The following is a 17485-nucleotide window of genomic DNA, read 5'->3' on the forward strand; positions in this document are numbered from 1 at the left end:
TCAGGCGTCCGCCGGCCCGGTCCCCGCCGGCCGGAGCACGAGCACCGGGCGAGCCCGGTCACCGCGCTCGTCGGCGAGCAGGGCCACGACACCGCCGTCGGGCGCGAAGGCCGCCACCGGGGCCTGCGCCGTGCCACGGCAGGACGGGTCCGCCGCGATGCGTCGGCCGAACGACAGCTCGCGCGCCTCCTCCTCCGTGAGCTCGCGCACGGGGAAGGCCGCGCGCGCGGCATCGGCCAGGGGCAGCACCGCGAACTCCTCGCCCAGCTGCTCGAGCGTGCGCGCGACGTCGAGCCCGTAGCCGCCCACGCGGGTGCGGCGCAGGGCCGTCAGGTGCCCGCCGACGCCGAGCGCGCCGCCGAGGTCCCGCGCGAGCGCGCGGATGTAGGTCCCGGACGAGCACACGACGGTGACGTCCAGGTCGAGCACGGGCACCCCGTCGTGCGCGGCCGCGCGGCTCGCGCCGACATCGAACCGGTGCACGACGACGGGACGGGCCGCGAGCACGACGTCCTCCCCCGCGCGGACGCGGGCGTAGGCCCGGCGCCCGTCGACCTTGATCGCGCTGACCGACGACGGCACCTGCTCGATGGGGCCCGTGAGCGCCGCCACCCCCGCCGCGACGGCCTCCGGCGTGACGCCCGACGCGTCGACGAGGGCGGTGGTCTCGCCCTCGTCGTCGTCGGTGGTCGTCGCCACGCCGAGACGGATGGTCGCGGCGTACTCCTTGTCCGCACCCACGACGTAGGTGAGCAGCCGCGTCGCCCGTTCGATGCCGAGCACCAGGACGCCCGTCGCCATGGGGTCGAGCGTGCCGGCGTGCCCGACCTTGCGGGTCCCCGCCAGCCGCCGCACGCGCGCGACGACGTCGTGGCTGGTCAGCCCGGCCGGCTTGTCGACGACGACGAGGCCGTCGGTCACCGGTCGGCCGCCTCCGGCTCGTCGTCCTCGTCGTCCGCGCCGTCCTCGTCCGCGGGGTGGCGGTAGGGGTCGGCGTCGCCGGCGTACTGGGCGCTGGCGGCCAGCGCGGCCACCTCGGCGTCACGCCGCGCGGCCTCGCGCAGCGCCTCGGCGATGCTCGCGGCGGTCTCGGGGACGGCATCGGGCACGAACTCGAGGGTGGGCGTCAGGCGGACGCCGGTCTGCTTGCCGACCTCGGAGCGGATCAGACCCTTGGCCGACTCCAGCGCGGCGGCGGAGTCCGCCCGGGCGGCCTCGTCACCGAGCACCGTGTAGAACACGGACGCGTGCTGGAGGTCGCCGGTCACGCGCACCGCGGTGACGGTGACGAAACCGAGGCGGGGGTCCTTGACGCGGCCGTCGAGCATGCGCGCGACGATCTCCTGGATCCGCTCGGCGAGCTTGGTGGCCCGGGGGTGGTCGACCATGGCGTGCGTCCCTTCACATCGTGCGGGCGTGCACCGTCACCTGGCCCGATGCCCGCCGGCCCAGTCCCCCGCAGGAGACTGGGCCGGCAGGCACCAGCGTCAGGCGCGGGGCTTCTCCCGCATCTCGTACGTCTCGATCACGTCGTCCACCTCGATGTCGTTGAACGACCCGAGGCCGATACCGCACTCGTAGCCCTCGCGGACCTCGGTGGCGTCGTCCTTGAAGCGCTTGAGCGAGTCGATGGAGAGGTTGTCCCCGATGACCGTGCCCTTGCGCAGGACGCGCGCCTTGGCGTTGCGGCGGATGATCCCGGACCGGACGAGCGAACCGGCGATGTTGCCGAAGCGGCTGGAGCGGAAGACCTCGCGCACCTCGGCGGTACCGAGCTGCACCTCCTCGTACTCCGGCTTGAGCATGCCCTTGAGGGCCGCCTCGACGTCGTCGATCGCCTGGTAGATGACCGAGTAGAACCGGACGTCCACACCCTCGCGCTCGGCGAGCTCCTCGACGCGCTCCGCGAACTTCACGTTGAAGCCGATGATGATCGCGTTGTCGACCGTCGCCAGGTTGACGTCGTTCTGCGTGATCGCACCCACACCGCGGTGGATGACCCGCAGGTCGACCTCGTCGCCGACGTCGATCTTGAGCAGCGCGTCCTCCAGCGCCTCGACGGCACCGGAGACGTCGCCCTTGAGGACCAGGTTGAGGGTCTCGACCTTGCCCTGCTGGAGGGCCTGGGTGAAGTCCTCGAGGCTGATCCGCTTGCGGCGCTTGGCCAGCTGGGCGGCGCGCTCGGCGGCCTCACGCTTCTCGGCGATCTGACGGGCGGTGCGGTCGTCGGGCGCCACCAGGAAGGTGTCGCCGGCGCGCGGCACCGACGTCAGGCCGAGCACCTGGACCGGACGAGCCGGGGTGGCCTCGGTGAGCGTCGCGCCGTGCTCGTCGAACATCGCCCGGACGCGGCCGTGCGCCGTGCCCGCCACGATCGCGTCGCCGACGTGCAGGGTGCCCGACTGGACGAGCACGGTCGCCACGGCGCCGCGGCCGCGGTCGAGGTTGGCCTCGACGGCCACGCCACGCGCGTCCTTGTCCGGGTTCGCCCGCAGGTCCAGCGCGGCGTCAGCCGTGAGGAGGACCGCCTCGAGCAGCTGGTCGATGCCGATCCGCTGCTTGGCGGAGACGTCGACGAACATGGTGTCGCCGCCGTACTCCTCGGCCACGAGGTTGTACTCGGTCAGCTGCTGGCGGATCTTGGCGGGGTTCGCCGCCTCCTTGTCCACCTTGTTGACCGCGACGACGATCGGCACGCCGGCCGCCTGCGCGTGGTTGAGCGCCTCGATGGTCTGCGGCATCACGCCGTCGTCGGCCGCGACCACGAGGATCGCGATGTCGGTCACCTGGGCACCGCGGGCACGCATGGCGGTGAACGCCTCGTGGCCCGGGGTGTCGATGAAGGTGATCGGACGCTCGACGCCCTCGTGCTCGGCCTTCACCTGGTAGGCACCGATGTGCTGGGTGATGCCGCCGGCCTCACCCGCGACGACGTCCGTCGACCGGATCGCGTCGAGGAGCTTCGTCTTGCCGTGGTCGACGTGACCCATGACGGTGACGACGGGCGGCCGCGGCTGCAGCTGGTCGTCGCCCTCCTCGGCGAGCTCGGCCTCGAGGTCGATGTCGAAGGCCCCGAGCAGCTCGCGGTCCTCCTCCTCGGCCGAGACCATCTCGATGACGTAGCCCAGCTCGGCCGCGAGCGTGCCGAACGTGTCCTCGTCGAGCGACTGCGTCGCCGTCGCCATCTCACCGAGGTGGAACAGCACGGTGACGAGGCTCGCGGGGTTCGCGTCGATCTTGTCCGCGAAGTCGTTCAGCGAGGCGCCGTGGCGCAGCCGGATGACCGTCGAGCCGTCGCCACGGGGCACCGAGACGCCGCCGAGCGACGGCGCCTGCATCTGCTCGAACTCCTGCCGCTTCGCGCGCTTGCTCTTGCGCCCGCGGACCGGCTTGCCGCCGGCCCGGCCGAAGGCGCCCTGCGTGGAGCCGCGCCCACCGGCACCCGGACGGCCACCGCCGCCACCGGGACGACCGGCGAAACCGCCGCCACCCGCACCGCCTGCGCCACCAGGACGACCGCCACCGGCACCCGGACGGCCGGGGCCGCCGGGGCGCCCCGGACCACCCGTGCCGGCCCCGGGACGACCGACGGTCGTGCGGCCCGGCATCATCCCCGGGTTCGGGCGCGGGCCGCCGGGACGAGGCCCGCCGGGACGCTCTGCGCCCTCGGCACGCTCACGCGGCGCACCGGGCCGGGGCATGCCCTGGCTCGGCGCGAACGGGTTGTTGCCCGGCCGCGGGCCACCGGGACGCGGGCCACCGCCCGACCGGGGCATGCCCTGGCTGGGCGCGAACGGGTTGTTGCCCGGCCGCGGGATGCCCGGCCGGGGGGCCGGCGTCGGCGCCGCGGGGCGCGGAGCCCCGGGGCGCGGGCCGGCGTCGGGGTCGGCCGCCCGGGCGGCGGGCGCCGCGGGGGCCGGGGTCTCGGGCGCCGCCGGAGCGGCCGGCGCCGCCGGTGCCGGGGCCGGCGCGGGGGCCGGGGCCTCCGTGCGCGGGGCGGGCGCCGGCGTCGGGGGTGCCGCCGGAGCGGGCGCCTTGGGCGTCGCCGCACGCGCGGGGGCGGGTGCCGCCGCGGGCTGTGCGGGCTGCGCCGGGTAGGCGTCACGCAGCTTCCGGACGACGGGTGCCTCGATGGTCGAGGACGCCGACCGTACGAACTCGCCGAGCTCGCCCAGCTTGGCCATCAGAGCCTTGCTGTCGACGCCGAGCTCCTTCGCGAGCTCGTACACGCGGACCTTTGCCACAACTCTCCCTGTCTCGGTCCGCCCGGACAGGGTGGACCGTCGTTAGTGCTGGGTACTCATCTCTGGGTGCTCATCGGGTGCCCATCGGCTTCCAACCCGCTCTCTGATCCAGTGATTCGACGGACGTGCTTCGCGGCCACTGCTGTCCCTGCTGCGTCGTGGCCCGGCTGATCGAGGTGAGCCCGCACGGCGGCCAGGTCCAGCGTCCCGACGCGCAACGCACGCGGGAACGCCCGACGGCGTTCGGCAAGCTCCAGGCACTCCGGGTCGGCATGCACCCAGGCGCCCCGACCAGGAAGGGAGCGTCGGCTGTCGACGACCGCCCGGGACGTCCCGGCGTCGTCGGTCACCGCCACCACCCGTAGCAGGACGGACCGCGGACCTCGTGCGCGGCACCCCACACAGGTGCGCACCGGACCGTCCAGCGGACCGGCATCGACGCGCGCGGGGAGCCGGGCGCTCGGCCCAGCACCGGCCAGTCTAGCGCCCCGGCTCACGACTGCTGACCTGAGGGCCCTTCCGCCGTGTCGGCGGACGCCGTCTGGCCGCCCTCGTCCGACCGGATGTCGATGCGCCAGCCCGTGAGCTTCGCCGCGAGCCGGGCGTTCTGGCCCTCCTTGCCGATGGCGAGCGAGAGCTGGAAGTCCGGCACCACGACGCGGGCCGACCGCGTCTCCGGGTCCACGATCGTCACGGAGGTGACGCGGGCCGGGGAGAGCGCGTGGGCGACGAACTCCGCGGGGTCGTCGCTGTGGTCGACGATGTCGATCTTCTCCCCGCGCAGCTCGGCCATGACGGCACGGACGCGCGCGCCCATCGGGCCGATGCAGGCGCCCTTGGCGTTGAGCCCGGGCACCGTGCTGCGGACCGCGATCTTGGTGCGGTGGCCCGCCTCGCGGGCGAGCGCCGTGATCTCGACGGACCCGTCCGCGACCTCCGGGACCTCGAGCGCGAACAGCTTGCGGACGAGGTTCGGGTGCGTGCGCGACAGCGTGATCGACGGACCCTTGGGCCCGCGGGCGACGTCGAGCACGTACGCCCGGATGCGCTCACCGTGCTGGTAGTGCTCGGTCGGCACCTGCTCGTGGGCCGGCAGCACCGCCTCGGTGCCGCGGACGGCGACGAGCACGACGCGCGGGTCCCGGCCCTGCTGGACGACGCCGGCGAGCACCTCGCCCTCGGTCCCGCGGAAGGCTCCGAGCACCTGCTCGTCCTCGGCGTCGCGCAGCCGCTGCACGATGACCTGGCGCGCCGTCGAGGTCGCGACCCGCCCGAAGCCCTCCGGCGTGTGGTCGAACTCCGGGCCGAGCACGGGTGCCGCCGGTGCCGCGGCGCCGTCGTGGACCGCCGGCTCGGCGGCGTCGGCCGCGGCCTCGGCCACCGGGGCCGGCTCCATCCGCTCTCGTGCCCAGACGGTCACGTGGCCGCTCCGGCGGTCCACCTCGACCCGGGCGTGCTCGTACGCCCCAGGGGTGCGGTGGTACGCGGACAGCAGCGCCTGCTCGATCGCCGAGACCAGCGTGTCGAGGCTGATGTCCCGCTCGTGCTCCACGAGCCGGAGGGCAGTCATGTCGATGTCCATCAGGCACCCTCCTCCTCGTCCGTGGGGTGGCTCAGCTCGACCTCGACGGTGCCGCGCACGACGTCCGCCGGCGCGAGCCGCACCTCGCCGTCGCCGGTCTCGAGCACCAGGGCGTCGTCGTCGGCGGCCGTGAGCCGGCCCTGCACGGTGCCGCCGTCACGCAGGGTGAGGCGCACCAGCCGGGTGCGGGCACGCCGGAAGTGCCGGGGCTCCGTCAACGGCCGGTCCGTGCCCGGGCTCGACACCTCGAGCGTGTAGGCGCCCTTGACGGGGTCCTTCGCGTCGAGCGCGACGGAGATGTCGCGCGACACGTCGCCCAGGGTGTCGGCGTCGATGCCGCCGACGCCGTCGGCGAGGTCGACGACGACCCGCACCACGCTGCGCCGGCCGGCTGCCGACACGTGCACGTCCTCGAGGACCAGTCCGGCCGCCGTCACCACCGGCTCGACCACCTCGCGGACCGCCCCTGCGGGGCTCGATGCGCCGACCATCGTCGCCTCCGTTACGTTCGGCGGCCCCATGGGCCATCTGGACTTGTCCGGGCCCAGCCTAACGACTCCCTGGGCGACCGGGCGCCGCCGGAGCGTGGCAGGATCGCCCGCGATGACTCACCACTCCCCCGATCACCGGGCCGCCGGCCCCGCAGCCGGTCACGCTGCCGGCCGGGCCTCAGGCCGTGCCGCCCGTGCCGCCGGTGCCGTCCACCGCCCCCTGGCGCGCGCGGCGACGACGGCGGTGGCCGCCCTCGTCGTGGGCGCGCTGCTCGGGGGCTGCGCGGACGTGCGCCTCGAGACGCCTGCGCCGGCGACCCCGACCCCTGACGCCGTCGAGCAGGTGCGCGACCGCACCGCGCGCGACGCCGTCGAGCTGGCCGACCTCGCGACGCAGGCCGCGCTCACGGCTCCCGAGGCCGTCGCACCGGTGCTCGGCCGGGTCGCAGAGGTCGCGGTCGCGCACGCCGAGGCGTTCGGCGGGGTGTACGAGCCCTTCCCGGACGCCACCCCGTCAGCCTCGGCCCCGGCCGCGCCCGACGTGGGTGCGGGCGCCACCGTCGCGCCGGCACCGCCGACGCCCCCGGCCGATGCCGCGGCCGTCCTGGCCGCCCTCGCGCGCACCGCGGGGGACGCCCGCACGGACGCCGACGCCGTGGCGGACGGCGACCTGGCCCGGCTCCTGGCCTCGGTCTGGGTGAGCCGGGTGCTGCTCGGTGAGGCGCTCGACGCGGCCGTCGCGGGCACGCCGGACGCGCCGGCCGACCCCGAGGCATGGCCGGACGCACCGGCCGCCGTCGTGCCGCAGACGCTCCCGCCCCTCGCGGAACCCGGCGACGTGCCGGCCCTCGTGCAGTCCGAGGACGCGGCCGGCCTCGTGTGGGAGGTCGTGGCGGCCCGCACGGGCGATGCCGTCCGCGCCGACGCCGCCGCCAGGGCCGTCCTGCACCGCGATCGCGCCGAGGCGTGGGCCGTCGCCGCGGGCGTCGCCCGCACGGCCGACGACCCCCGCCGCGTCGCGTACGACCTGCCGCCGGAGCTCACGGTCGACGGCGCCGCGCCGGAGGCGATGCTCGCCGTCGCCGCGCAGGTCGAGGCCTCGCTCGGCGTCGTCTACACCTCGCTCGTCGCCGGCACGCAGGCCGGCGGGCGGGCCGTCGTCCTCGACCACGCCCTCGACCAGGTACGCCGCGGCCTGGGTGCGGGTCAGCCCGTCCCCGCGTTCCCCGGCCTGCCCGAGCGCGCCTGACGGGCCGGCGCAGCGCCCGAGGACCGGCTCAGCGGTCCAGGAGCGCGGACACGACGTCGGCCACCCGGTGCGCCGCGTCCGCCACCGGGACCTGCTCGGCCACGGGACGGCCGTCGCGCACCTCGACACCGAGGGCCTCGGCATCGGCCGCACGGCGCAGCCGGAGCTCGACGTTCCCCTCGGCCAGCCCGCGACCCACGACGACGAGCACGGGTGCGCCGAGCAGCTCGGCGTCCGCGAACTTCACGCCCGGGGAGACCCGCGGGCGGTCGTCGTAGAGGACCTCCACGCCGGCGCCGTGCAGCTCCGCCGCGAGCTCGGCGGCAGCCTGGAACACGGCGTCGTCCTTCCCGGTGGCCACCAGGTGCACCTGGACCGGCGCGACCTGGATGGGCCAGCCGAGCCCGGCGTCGTCGTGGTTGGCCTCCGCGAGCGCGGCGACGGCGCGGGAGATCCCGATGCCGTAGGAGCCCATGGTCACCGTGACGGCCTTGCCGTTCTCGTCGAGCACCTTCAGGCCGAGGGCGTCGGAGTACTTGCGGCCGAGGGCGAAGATGTGGCCCATCTCGATGCCGCGCGCGAGCTCGAGCGGGCCCGAGCCGTCGGGTGCCGGGTCGCCTGCGCGGACCTCGGCGGCCTCGACCGTGCCGTCCGCCGCGAAGTCGCGGCCCGCAACCAGGTCGAACACGTGCTTGCCCTCGACGTTCGCGCCCGTGATCCAGCGGGTGCCGGGGACGACGCGCGGGTCGAGCAGGTACCGGACGGCGTCCTCGCGGCCGGTGTTCGCGGCGCCGACGGCGGCCGGCCCGAGGTAGCCCTTGACGAGCTCGGGGTGCGCGGCGAAGTCCGCCTCGGTGGCCGGCGCGACCTCCGCGGGCGACACGGCCGCCTCGAGGCGCTTGAGGTCGACCTCGCGGTCGCCGGGCAGCCCGACCACGACGAGCTCGCGCTCGCCGTCGGGGTGGGTGAGCACCAGCACGACGTTCTTGAGCGTGTCGGCGGCGGTCCAGGCCCGGTCGGCGCGCGGGTGGCGCTCGTTGGCGAGGGCGACCAGGGACTCGATGGTCGGGGTGTCGGGGGTGTCCTCGACGTGCGCCGCGGGGGCGTCGTCGTACGGCAGGGGTTCCGGGACCGGCGTCGTGACGGCCTCCACGTTGGCCGCGTACCCGCCGGGCGAGCGCACGAACGTGTCCTCGCCGATCGCCGTCGGGGTGAGGAACTCCTCGCTGCGCGAGCCGCCCATGGCGCCCGACATCGCGGCGACGATCACGTACTCCAGGCCGAGGCGCGTGAAGATCCGCTGGTAGGCCTCGCGCTGGCGCTGGTAGGCGGCGTCCAGGCCGGCGTCGTCGACGTCGAAGGAGTAGGCGTCCTTCATGACGAACTCGCGCCCGCGCAGCAGCCCGGCGCGGGGACGCGCCTCGTCGCGGTACTTGGTCTGGATCTGGTAGAGCGCGAGCGGCAGGTCCTTGTAGCTCGAGTACAGGTCCTTGACCAGGAGCGTGAACATCTCCTCGTGCGTGGGCGCGAGGAGGTAGTCGGCGTCCTTGCGGTCCTGCAGCCGGAAGAGGTTCGGGCCGTACTCGGTCCACCGGTTCGTCGCCTCGTAGGGCTCGCGCGGCAGCAGCGCCGGGAAGTGCACCTCCTGCGCGCCGATCGCGTCCATCTCCTCGCGTACGACGCGCTCGACCTTGGCGAGGACGCGCAGGCCGAGCGGCAGCCACGTGTAGATCCCCGGCGCCGCGCGGCGGATGTACCCGCCGCGGACGAGGAGCTTGTGGCTGGGGACCTCGGCGTCGGCCGGGTCCTCCCGGAGCGTGCGCACGAACAGGGTCGACATCCGCAGGAGCATGGGCGCCAGCGTAGTGGCGTGCGCGAGGGCGCCCGGTCCGCCGTTCCCCCGCGGGGGTGTGCCCGCGCGTCGTCGGCGGGCACGATGGGCGGGTGCCGGAGCTGCCTGAGGTCGAGTCCCTCGCCCGCTTCCTCGCCGAGCGTGCCGTGGGGCACGCGATCGCGTCGGTCGCCGTGGCGAACATCAGCGTGCTCAAGACGTACGCGCCGGCGCCGTCCGACCTGGTGGGCCGCTCGGTCGTCGCCGTGACGCGGCACGGCAAGTGGCTGGACCTGGCGACCGACGGACCGCACCTCGTCTGGCACCTCTCGCGCGCCGGCTGGGTCCGCTGGTACGACGCCGTGCCCTCCACCGTGGTGCGGCCCGGTCGGTCCCCGCTCGCGCTGCGGGTCGTGCTCGACGACGGCGCCGGCTTCGACCTCACCGAGCAGGGGACGCGGCGGCGGCTGGCCGTGCACGTCGTCGACGACGCGGGCCAGGTGCCGCTCGTCGCGTCGCTGGGGGTGGAGCCGCTCGCGCCGGACTTCACACCCGAGCGGTTCGCCGAGCTCGCCCGGGCGAAGAACCAGCAGGTCAAGGGCCTGCTGCGGGACCAGCGGACGATCGCCGGCATCGGCAACGCGTACTCCGACGAGATCCTGCACGTGGCCCGGATGAGCCCGTTCGCGCTCACGGGGTCGCTGTCGGACGAGGACCTGACGCGGCTGCACGGCGTCGTGCAGGAGGTGCTTCGCGAGGCCCTGGCCGCGTCCGCGGGTCGGCCGGCGGCCGAGCTCAAGGACTCCAAGCGCCGCGGCATGCGGGTGCACGGCCGGACCGGCGAGGCGTGCCCGGTGTGCGGAGACGTGGTCCGCGAGGTGTCGTTCGCCGACTCGGCACTCCAGTACTGCGCGACCTGTCAGACGGGCGGCAAGCCCCTCGCGGACCGCCGCCTGTCGAAGCTGCTGAAGTAGGCCGGCGGGCGGCGGGATGCCCTCCAGAGCCGACATTCGAACGACCGCGCACATTCGAACGACCGTTGTTCGCACAGCGGCCCGTTGTTCGCGGAACGGCGAGTTGTTCGCGGAACGGCTCGTTGTTCGACACGAGTCGGCCGCCGCCAACTGAGCTGCGTGCCGCGCCCTCCCCAGGTGACCACCTGGATCGCCGCCCACAGCCTGGACGGACCGAGTGATCCCGAGCCGGTGATCGAGGCGACCGTGCCGACATGACGTCGTTCGTTGCGCAGGACATCGGCTCCATCGCGGCTTCGCGGGACGGGATCCTCCGGCGCCGCGACCTCGATGCTTGCGGGCTCTCCCCCAGGCAGGTCAGGACGCTCGTCGAGACCGGTGTCCTCGAACGCCTGCACCGGGACGCCTACCGGCTTCCGGGGCCGGATGGGCGCCCGTCCGAGCGCTACGCGGCGGCCGTGCGCGCCGTGACCTGGTCCGATCCGTCGCGCGTCCTGACCGGGCCTGCCGCGCTGAGCCTGCTCGGGATCCCGATCCTCGGGCAGCCGCGTGCCATCCACGGCGGCCTCGATGCACGCGGCGGATCCTCTGCACGGAGCATCGTCTCGACCGTCGCCGTTCCGCCGGCGGACCAACGATGTGAGCGCCGTGGCACGATCGTCGCCTCTCCCATGCGCGCTGCACTGGACACCGCCCGGTTGCACTCGCTGGTCGCCGGAGTGGCTGCTGCTGATCATGTTCTGCGAACCCGGATGGCGACGGCAGAGGACCTCGCGATCGTCCTCTCGACGATGAACCGGCTCCGCGGTGTCTCACGGGCACGCGTGTGCGCCAGCCTCGCCACAGGTGAGTCCGAGAGTCCCGGCGAGTCGTGGAGCGCCGTGGTCATGCACGAGGGCGGAATCCCGCGACCCGAGAGGCAGCACGTCTTCGTCGACGAGGAGGGCTTCATCGGCCGCACGGACTTCTGGTGGCCGTGCAGCCGGGTCGTCGGCGAGTTCGACGGCCGGGTCAAGTACGGCCGTGCGAACCCGTCCGGCCGTCCGCCCGAGGAGGTCCTGTGGGGCGAGAAGCTCCGGGAGGATCGGCTGCGTGCGACCGGCGTTCGCGTTGTGAGGTGGACGACGGCGGACCTGCGCCGTCCCACCGCGTGGCTTCAGCGACTTCGACGAGACGTCCACAGGTCGCCGGATCGGCTGACCGGAATGTCCGGTTCCCGCTAGGTTCTGGACGTGCGCAGGGGATCGCTCCAGATGGTCATGACCGTGCTGTCGCTCTGCGCGACGAGCGTCGCCCTCGCCGGCTGCACCAGCGACCCGGGCACGCCTCCCCCGACGACGCCGCCCGCCACCTCCGCAGCCCCCTCACCCTCGGCCACCCCCACGCCGACGCCGACGCCGGACGCCGCCACCCCGCCCGAGCGGCCGGACATGAGCCAGGTCGACACCGAGACCGCCGAAGCGGTGGCCGTGTACTTCCTGCAGCTGTACCCGTACGTGTACGCCACCGGCGACCTGACCGAATGGCGCACCCTGAGCCACCCCGAGTGCATCTTCTGCGCGAGCGTCATCACGAACGTGGAGGAGATGGTCGCCGCCGGCGAACACTGGGAGGGCGGGCACGCCGAGTTTCCCGATGTCACCACGACCGCCGTGACCGGGCAGCTCTTCAATGTCGCGTTACACGTCGTCGAGGCTCCCGCGCAGCTGGTGACTACTGAGGGCTCCGTCAGCGAACAGTCCACCGGCGGCGACTCACTCATCACGCTGGTGGTGACCGCCGAGACCCCTGAGACGTGGCGGGTGCGCGAAGGCGAAGTCGACGAGATCACGCGATGAGGAGGCTCCCGGCTGCCTGCCTCGCGGCATCAATGGCCTTTCCGATCGGCGGTCCCACGCCGATGGACACGCGCCACTCAGCCGAAAGCGAGGGCGACACGGTCACGGTCACAGCGATCGAGGGTCGCGATGCTGAGCAAGCGGCCGCCGGCGTCGCGCCCGCCGAGCGACTCGAGGAGTACAAGCGCCGGCCGGAGTGCGACCCAGCGATCGCCCACCCTGAGGACAGCGGCGTCTGCTTCCCCGGCACGCCCGAGGAGATCGGCATCCGCATCTGCGGCGGGGAGACCGCGGTCCTGCCCCTGTGGCGGCGCACCCGCGCCACCACCACCTCACCCTGGTCGGACTGGGTCAACGTCGTGGCCTGGACCTGCCCGACCGACTACCTACCCGCCCTCACCGCCGAGGACTTCCGCCGCCTCCCCCTCGCCCCCGCACCCCTGACCATCCAACCCAACCGCACCCAGCACCTGGTCAACCTGCCCACCATCGTCTACACCACCAGCGCCACCCAGCTCCTGACCACCACCCTGCTCGGCTACCCCCTCGAAGTCGAAGCCACCCCCACCACCTACACCTGGGACTTCGGCGACGGCACCACCCTCACCACCACCAGCCCCGGCCACCCCTACCCCCACCACGACATCGCCCACCCCTACCCCCAACCCGGCACCTACACCATCACCCTGACCACCACCCTCACCGGCCGCTACCGCCTCACCGGCACCACCACCTGGACCCCCATCACCGGCACCGCCACCACAACCACCACCGCACCCCCCATCACCACCACCGAAGCCCCCACCCACCTCGTCACCACCGACTGCCACCACACCACCACCTGCTGAACACCCACCAGCACGGCGAACCACCACGACGCACCGCCGCCCCGCCGCCCCGCCGCGCGCCGCGCACACGTTCGAGCTCGAACAACGGTGCACGTTCGAACGACAGTTGTTCGCGCGCGGGACGGTTGTTCGTGGTCCCAACCCTTGTGCGCGCGGAGGCGACGCCCGCACCAACGCCGCCGCACCCCAACGCCGCCGCACCCCAACGCCCGCACCAACGCCGCCCGCGCCCGCACCCCGACGCCCGCAATCCCATGGCAGGAGGGCCGCGTCGCGAACCAGCGGCCTCGCGCGCAGGCGCGCAGCACCGCGTCGTGCTGAACGTCAGAAGAGCACGGTGGCGTAGGTGCCGACCTGCCGGAATCCCACCCGGCGGTAGCAGGCGAGGGCGGGTGCGTTGTAGGCGTTGACGTACAGCGACACCACGGGGGCGACGCGGCCGAGGGTGTGCGCGACGACCGCCGCCATCCCGTGCTCGGAGATCCGACGCCCACGCAGGCGCGGCGTCACCCACACGCCCTGGACCTGGGCGACCTGCTGCGTGACCGCGCCCAGGTCCGCCTTGAACACGACCTCCGGGCCCTGCGGTCCGTCCTCGATCCGCACGAAGGTGCGGCCCTCCTCGACCAGCGCTCGTACCCGCGCCTCGTAGGCCCCGGGGCTCCCCGAGAGCGGCGAGTACCCCACTTCCTCGACGAACATCGCGACGGACGCCGGCAGGAGCAGGGGCAGCTCCTCCGGGCGCGCCATGCGCACGGCGGGGTCGGGCGCCACGTCGGCGAGGTGGTCGATGACCAGCGAAGGCTGGTCTGCACGGACGTCGCGCGCGGGCCCCCACGCGTCAGCGAGCCGCTCCCACAGGCCCAGCACGGAACGGGCCTCCCCCACGATCGACGAGCACCGCCGCCCCTGGCGCCGCGCCGCGTCGGCGAACGCATCGAGGGCCTCGGCGTCGTCGGGATCGCAGACGGGCACCAGGTTGGCCCCCGCCCAGCACAGCGCGTCCAGGACGCCACCTCGCTGCATCCCCCAGATGACCGCGCCGGCCCGGTCGGAGCCGGACGCGAGCGCAGCCTCGACGCGCGTGGCCGCGAGCACCGTGGCGACGGGGTCGTGGGCACACAGGGCAGCCGCGTCAGCCAGGGCCACGTCCGTGACGACGGACCGGGCCGAGGTGCGCCACCGTCCCATGCCGCGATTCTGCCTCAGCAGAGGCCGACCACCCGGGGACCGCGCCCGGACGGCGAGCCGCGACGGCCCACCGCGCTGGTCAGGACACGGAGACGACGGGCGCGCCGCCGTCCACCGGCTCCATCTCCTCCGCCAGCCGCATGGCCTCCTCGATCAGGGTCTCGACGATCTGCGACTCCGGCACCGTCTTGACCACCTGACCGCGGACGAAGATCTGGCCCTTGCCGTTGCCCGACGCCACACCGAGATCGGCCTCGCGCGCCTCGCCGGGGCCGTTCACCACGCAGCCCATGACGGCCACGCGCAGCGGCACCTCCATGCCCTCCAGACCGGCGGTGACCCGCTCCGCGAGCGAGTACACGTCCACCTGGGCGCGTCCGCACGAGGGGCAGGAGACGATCTCCAGCTTGCGGGGCCGCAGGTTCAGCGACTGCAGGATCTGGATGCCGACCTTGACCTCCTCCACCGGCGGCGCCGAGAGCGACACGCGGATCGTGTCGCCGATGCCCTTGCTCAGCAGGGCGCCGAACGCCGTCGCGGACTTGATCGTGCCCTGGAACGCGGGGCCCGCCTCGGTGACGCCGAGGTGGAGCGGCCAGTCACCGCGCTCGGACAGCAGCTCGTAGGCCCGGACCATGACGACCGGGTCGTGGTGCTTCACCGAGATCTTGAAGTCGTGGAAGTCGTGCTCCTCGAAGAGCGACGCCTCCCAGACTGCCGACTCGACGAGCGCCTCCGGCGTGGCCGACCCGTACTTCTCGAGCAGCCGCGGGTCGAGCGACCCGGCGTTGACGCCGATCCGCAGCGAGACCCCGGCGTCGGCGGCCGCGCGCGCGATCGCACCCACCTGGTCGTCGAACTTGCGGATGTTCCCCGGGTTCACGCGGACGGCGGCACAGCCGGCGTCGATCGCCGCGAACACGTACTTCGGCTGGAAGTGGATGTCGGCGATCACCGGGATCTGCGACTTCTTCGCGATGACCGGCAGGGCGTCCGCGTCGTCCTGGCTCGGCACCGCGACCCGCACGATGTCGCAGCCCGCCGCCGTGAGCTCCGCGATCTGCTGCAGCGTCGCGTTGATGTCGGTGGTGGGGGTCGTCGTCATCGACTGCACGCTCACGGGCGCGCCGCCGCCGACGAGAACCTTGCCGACCGTGATCTGCCGCGTGGGCCGCCGCGGGGCCAGGACAGGCGCAGGCGCAGCGGGCATGCCGAGGTTGATGGGGGTGCTCACCGTCCCAGTATCCCCCCGGTCACCGACCCGACCCGTACCGCGCCGGCCCCGCTCGCGGCACCTTCACCAGACCTGCGCGTCAGATGACGGGGACCACCACGTCGGCGACCACGAGGAACAGCCCGAGCGCGACGAGCACGACGAACACCCCGTACGCGACCGGCATCATCCTCGCCATGTCGGCCGGGCGCGGCCGCGGCAGCCCGCGGGCGCGCGCCCACTGCCGCTTCACGCCCTCCCACAGGGCGCCCGCCACGTGCCCGCCGTCGAGCGGCAGCAGCGGGATGAGGTTGAACACGAAGAGGGCGATGTTGAGCGAGCCGAGGAGCGCGACCATCGAGGCGACCCGGTCGCCGATGCTCGCCTGGGACGCGCTCGCGGACTCCCCCGCGATCTGCGCCACCCCCACGAGGCCGACGACGCCGGGCTCCCGCTCGCCGTCGCCGCCGATCGCCTGGCCGATCTCCACGACGGTCCAGGGCAGCTTCGCGATCTCCTGGATGTTCAGCCAGACGCCCTCCGCCACTGCAGGGGCCGCCTCCGCCACCGACAGGGGCCGCGGCTCGTTGCTCGGGCTCACGCCCACGTAGCGGACCGTCTCCGTGACGAGCTCGCCGTTCTCCTCGCGGGCGGTGCCGTCGTCGTTCCAGACCGGGCGCTCCACCTCGACGGGGTCGACCGTGAGCGTGACGAGCTCGCCGTCGCGCTCGACGACCAGCGGCACGTCGGCGCCCTCGCTCGCGCGCACGGCGGCGCTGAAGTCCGCCCAGGCGTCGATCGGGCGGCCGTCGAAGGACACCAGCGTGTCGCCGACCTGCAGGCCGGCGACGTCGGCCGGGCTCGCCGGGTCGCTCGGGGTGCACTCCCGCTGGCCCTCGGCGTCGGCCGGGAGGATGCACTGCCCGACCATGCCGACGACGGTGTCGTCCGGCACCCCGTGGAAGACGTACACGCCACCGAGCAGCAGCGCCCCGACGACGAGGTTCGTCAGCGTGCCGCCCGCCATGACGAGGATCTTCTTCGGCGTGCTCAGCCGGTAGAAGGCGCGCGCCTCCTCCCCCGGCGGGATCTCCTCGGCGCTGGCGTTGCGTGCCTCGGCGACCATCTGCCCGATGGCGCCCTTCGGCTCCACCCCCTCCGCACCCACCTCGTGCGCCGGCGGCAGCATCCCGACCATCTTCACGTAGCCACCGAGCGGGATCGCCTTCAGGCCGTACTCCGTCTCGCCCCGCGTGACGGAGTACAGGGTCGGCCCGAAGCCGATCATGTACCGCGGCACCCGGACGCCGAAGCGCTTCGCGGGGATCATGTGCCCGAGCTCGTGCAGCCCGATCGAGACGAGCAACCCGACCACGAGCACGAGCAGCCCGAGGGCGTACGCCATGACACCTCCCCGTCCGGCGGCGCACGCCGCCCAGCAGACCGGCCCCCATCATCTCCCGCCGGGGCGCGCCGTCGTGCACGCACGCGCGACGCATGCGCCATCCGCATGATCGGGGTTTGCCGCGGGCGCCACCGGGCGAGGAGTATCGGCGCATGACCACGCCCCCGCTCGACGAGATCTCCCAGGCGATCATCGCCGAGCTGCAGAGGGACGGACGCCGCCCGTACGCGGCGATCGGCAAGGCGGTGGGTCTCTCGGAGACGGCCGTCCGCCAGCGGGTGCAGCGGCTGGTCGAGACGGGCGTCGTCCAGATCGTCGCGGTGACCGACCCGCGGCGGGTGGGCCTGACCCGGCAGGCGATGATCGGCATCCGCGCCGAGGGCGACCTGCAGAGGGTCGCCGACGCGCTCGCGGCCATGCCGGAGGTCGTCTACGTCGTGATCACCGCCGGCACCTTCGACATCCTGGCGGAGGTGCTCTGCGAGGACGACGAGCAGCTGCTCGGGATCCTCAACGACGGCATCCGGACCCTGCACGGCGTCGTCGGGACCGAGACCTTCGTGTACCTGAAGGTGCGCAAGCAGCTCTCCACGTACCGCCGGGCCTGACCCCCCGGCCG

At 73.9% G+C, this 17485-nt stretch carries 16 protein-coding genes; 6 read left to right on the forward strand and 10 right to left on the reverse strand.

Going from position 1 to position 17485, the window contains the following annotated elements:
* The 6 genes from truB to rimP all read right to left on the reverse strand — a co-directional run bounded on the left by truB (position 1) and on the right by rimP (position 6317).
* Positions 1-921, reverse strand: a complete 921-nt coding sequence (gene truB / locus AFE02nite_RS05255; protein WP_034247406.1) for a tRNA pseudouridine(55) synthase TruB — start codon at positions 919-921, stop codon at positions 1-3.
* On the reverse strand, positions 918-1388 hold the full coding sequence (rbfA, locus tag AFE02nite_RS05260) for a 30S ribosome-binding factor RbfA (RefSeq protein WP_034247405.1): 471 nt from the start codon (positions 1386-1388) through the stop codon (positions 918-920). Before rbfA ends, truB begins: the two co-directional genes overlap by 4 nt.
* Before the next feature lie 99 nt (positions 1389-1487).
* A complete protein-coding gene (gene infB / locus AFE02nite_RS05265) occupies positions 1488-4244 on the reverse strand; it encodes a translation initiation factor IF-2 (RefSeq protein WP_146819164.1) in 2757 nt (918 codons plus the stop codon).
* Positions 4245-4300: 56 nt separating this feature from the next.
* On the reverse strand, positions 4301-4741 hold the full coding sequence (locus AFE02nite_RS05270) for a YlxR family protein (protein WP_146819165.1): 441 nt from the start codon (positions 4739-4741) through the stop codon (positions 4301-4303).
* A complete protein-coding gene (gene nusA / locus AFE02nite_RS05275; protein ID WP_034249439.1) occupies positions 4738-5826 on the reverse strand; it encodes a transcription termination factor NusA in 1089 nt (362 codons plus the stop codon). Before nusA ends, AFE02nite_RS05270 begins: the two co-directional genes overlap by 4 nt.
* A complete protein-coding gene (gene rimP, locus AFE02nite_RS05280; RefSeq protein ID WP_034249441.1) occupies positions 5826-6317 on the reverse strand; it encodes a ribosome maturation factor RimP in 492 nt (163 codons plus the stop codon). The genes nusA and rimP overlap by 1 nt, the downstream gene beginning before the upstream one ends.
* 244 nt (positions 6318-6561) lie before the next feature.
* Here rimP and AFE02nite_RS05285 point away from each other — a divergent pair, with 244 nt between their 5' ends.
* Complete coding sequence (locus AFE02nite_RS05285) at positions 6562-7566, forward strand: DUF4439 domain-containing protein (protein WP_146819167.1); 1005 nt, start codon at positions 6562-6564, stop codon at positions 7564-7566.
* A 28-nt stretch (positions 7567-7594) separates the two neighbouring features.
* Here AFE02nite_RS05285 and AFE02nite_RS05290 read toward each other — a convergent pair whose 3' ends face one another.
* Positions 7595-9418, reverse strand: coding sequence for a proline--tRNA ligase (locus tag AFE02nite_RS05290; protein ID WP_034248495.1), 1824 nt, complete (start codon positions 9416-9418; stop codon positions 7595-7597).
* 92 nt (positions 9419-9510) lie between these two features.
* Between AFE02nite_RS05290 and AFE02nite_RS05295 the strand changes: the two genes are divergently transcribed.
* From AFE02nite_RS05295 to AFE02nite_RS05310, 4 genes are all read left to right on the forward strand, one after another.
* Positions 9511-10371 carry an Fpg/Nei family DNA glycosylase gene (locus tag AFE02nite_RS05295; protein ID WP_034248496.1) on the forward strand — a complete coding sequence of 287 codons (861 nt, stop codon included), beginning with the start codon at positions 9511-9513 and terminating at the stop codon, positions 10369-10371.
* A 254-nt stretch (positions 10372-10625) separates the two neighbouring features.
* Complete coding sequence (locus AFE02nite_RS05300) at positions 10626-11594, forward strand: type IV toxin-antitoxin system AbiEi family antitoxin domain-containing protein (protein ID WP_052113994.1); 969 nt, start codon at positions 10626-10628, stop codon at positions 11592-11594.
* Positions 11595-11630: 36 nt separating this feature from the next.
* A complete protein-coding gene (locus AFE02nite_RS05305; protein WP_146819168.1) occupies positions 11631-12209 on the forward strand; it encodes a DUF6318 family protein in 579 nt (192 codons plus the stop codon).
* Positions 12210-12271: 62 nt separating this feature from the next.
* The gene (locus AFE02nite_RS05310; RefSeq protein WP_146819169.1) at positions 12272-13057 is read left to right on the forward strand and encodes a PKD domain-containing protein; all 786 of its coding nucleotides are present in this window, start codon (positions 12272-12274) and stop codon (positions 13055-13057) included.
* 324 nt (positions 13058-13381) lie between these two features.
* Here AFE02nite_RS05310 and AFE02nite_RS05315 read toward each other — a convergent pair whose 3' ends face one another.
* The 3 genes from AFE02nite_RS05315 to AFE02nite_RS05325 form a co-directional block, all read right to left on the reverse strand.
* A complete protein-coding gene (locus tag AFE02nite_RS05315; RefSeq protein ID WP_034246992.1) occupies positions 13382-14248 on the reverse strand; it encodes a GNAT family N-acetyltransferase in 867 nt (288 codons plus the stop codon).
* Between the two features lie 79 nt (positions 14249-14327).
* Positions 14328-15458, reverse strand: a complete 1131-nt coding sequence (gene ispG / locus AFE02nite_RS05320) for a flavodoxin-dependent (E)-4-hydroxy-3-methylbut-2-enyl-diphosphate synthase (protein WP_186814482.1) — start codon at positions 15456-15458, stop codon at positions 14328-14330.
* A 103-nt stretch (positions 15459-15561) separates the two neighbouring features.
* A complete protein-coding gene (locus AFE02nite_RS05325; RefSeq protein ID WP_034246988.1) occupies positions 15562-16866 on the reverse strand; it encodes a M50 family metallopeptidase in 1305 nt (434 codons plus the stop codon).
* Between the two features lie 152 nt (positions 16867-17018).
* On the opposite strand from AFE02nite_RS05325, the gene AFE02nite_RS05330 reads away from it, so the two are divergent.
* A complete protein-coding gene (locus AFE02nite_RS05330) occupies positions 17019-17474 on the forward strand; it encodes an Lrp/AsnC family transcriptional regulator (RefSeq protein ID WP_034246985.1) in 456 nt (151 codons plus the stop codon).
* Positions 17475-17485 lie beyond the last annotated feature (11 nt).

The sequence above is a fragment of the Actinotalea fermentans genome (assembly GCF_007991475.1).
In the GTDB taxonomy this organism is placed as follows: Bacteria; Actinomycetota; Actinomycetes; order Actinomycetales; family Cellulomonadaceae; genus Actinotalea; species Actinotalea fermentans.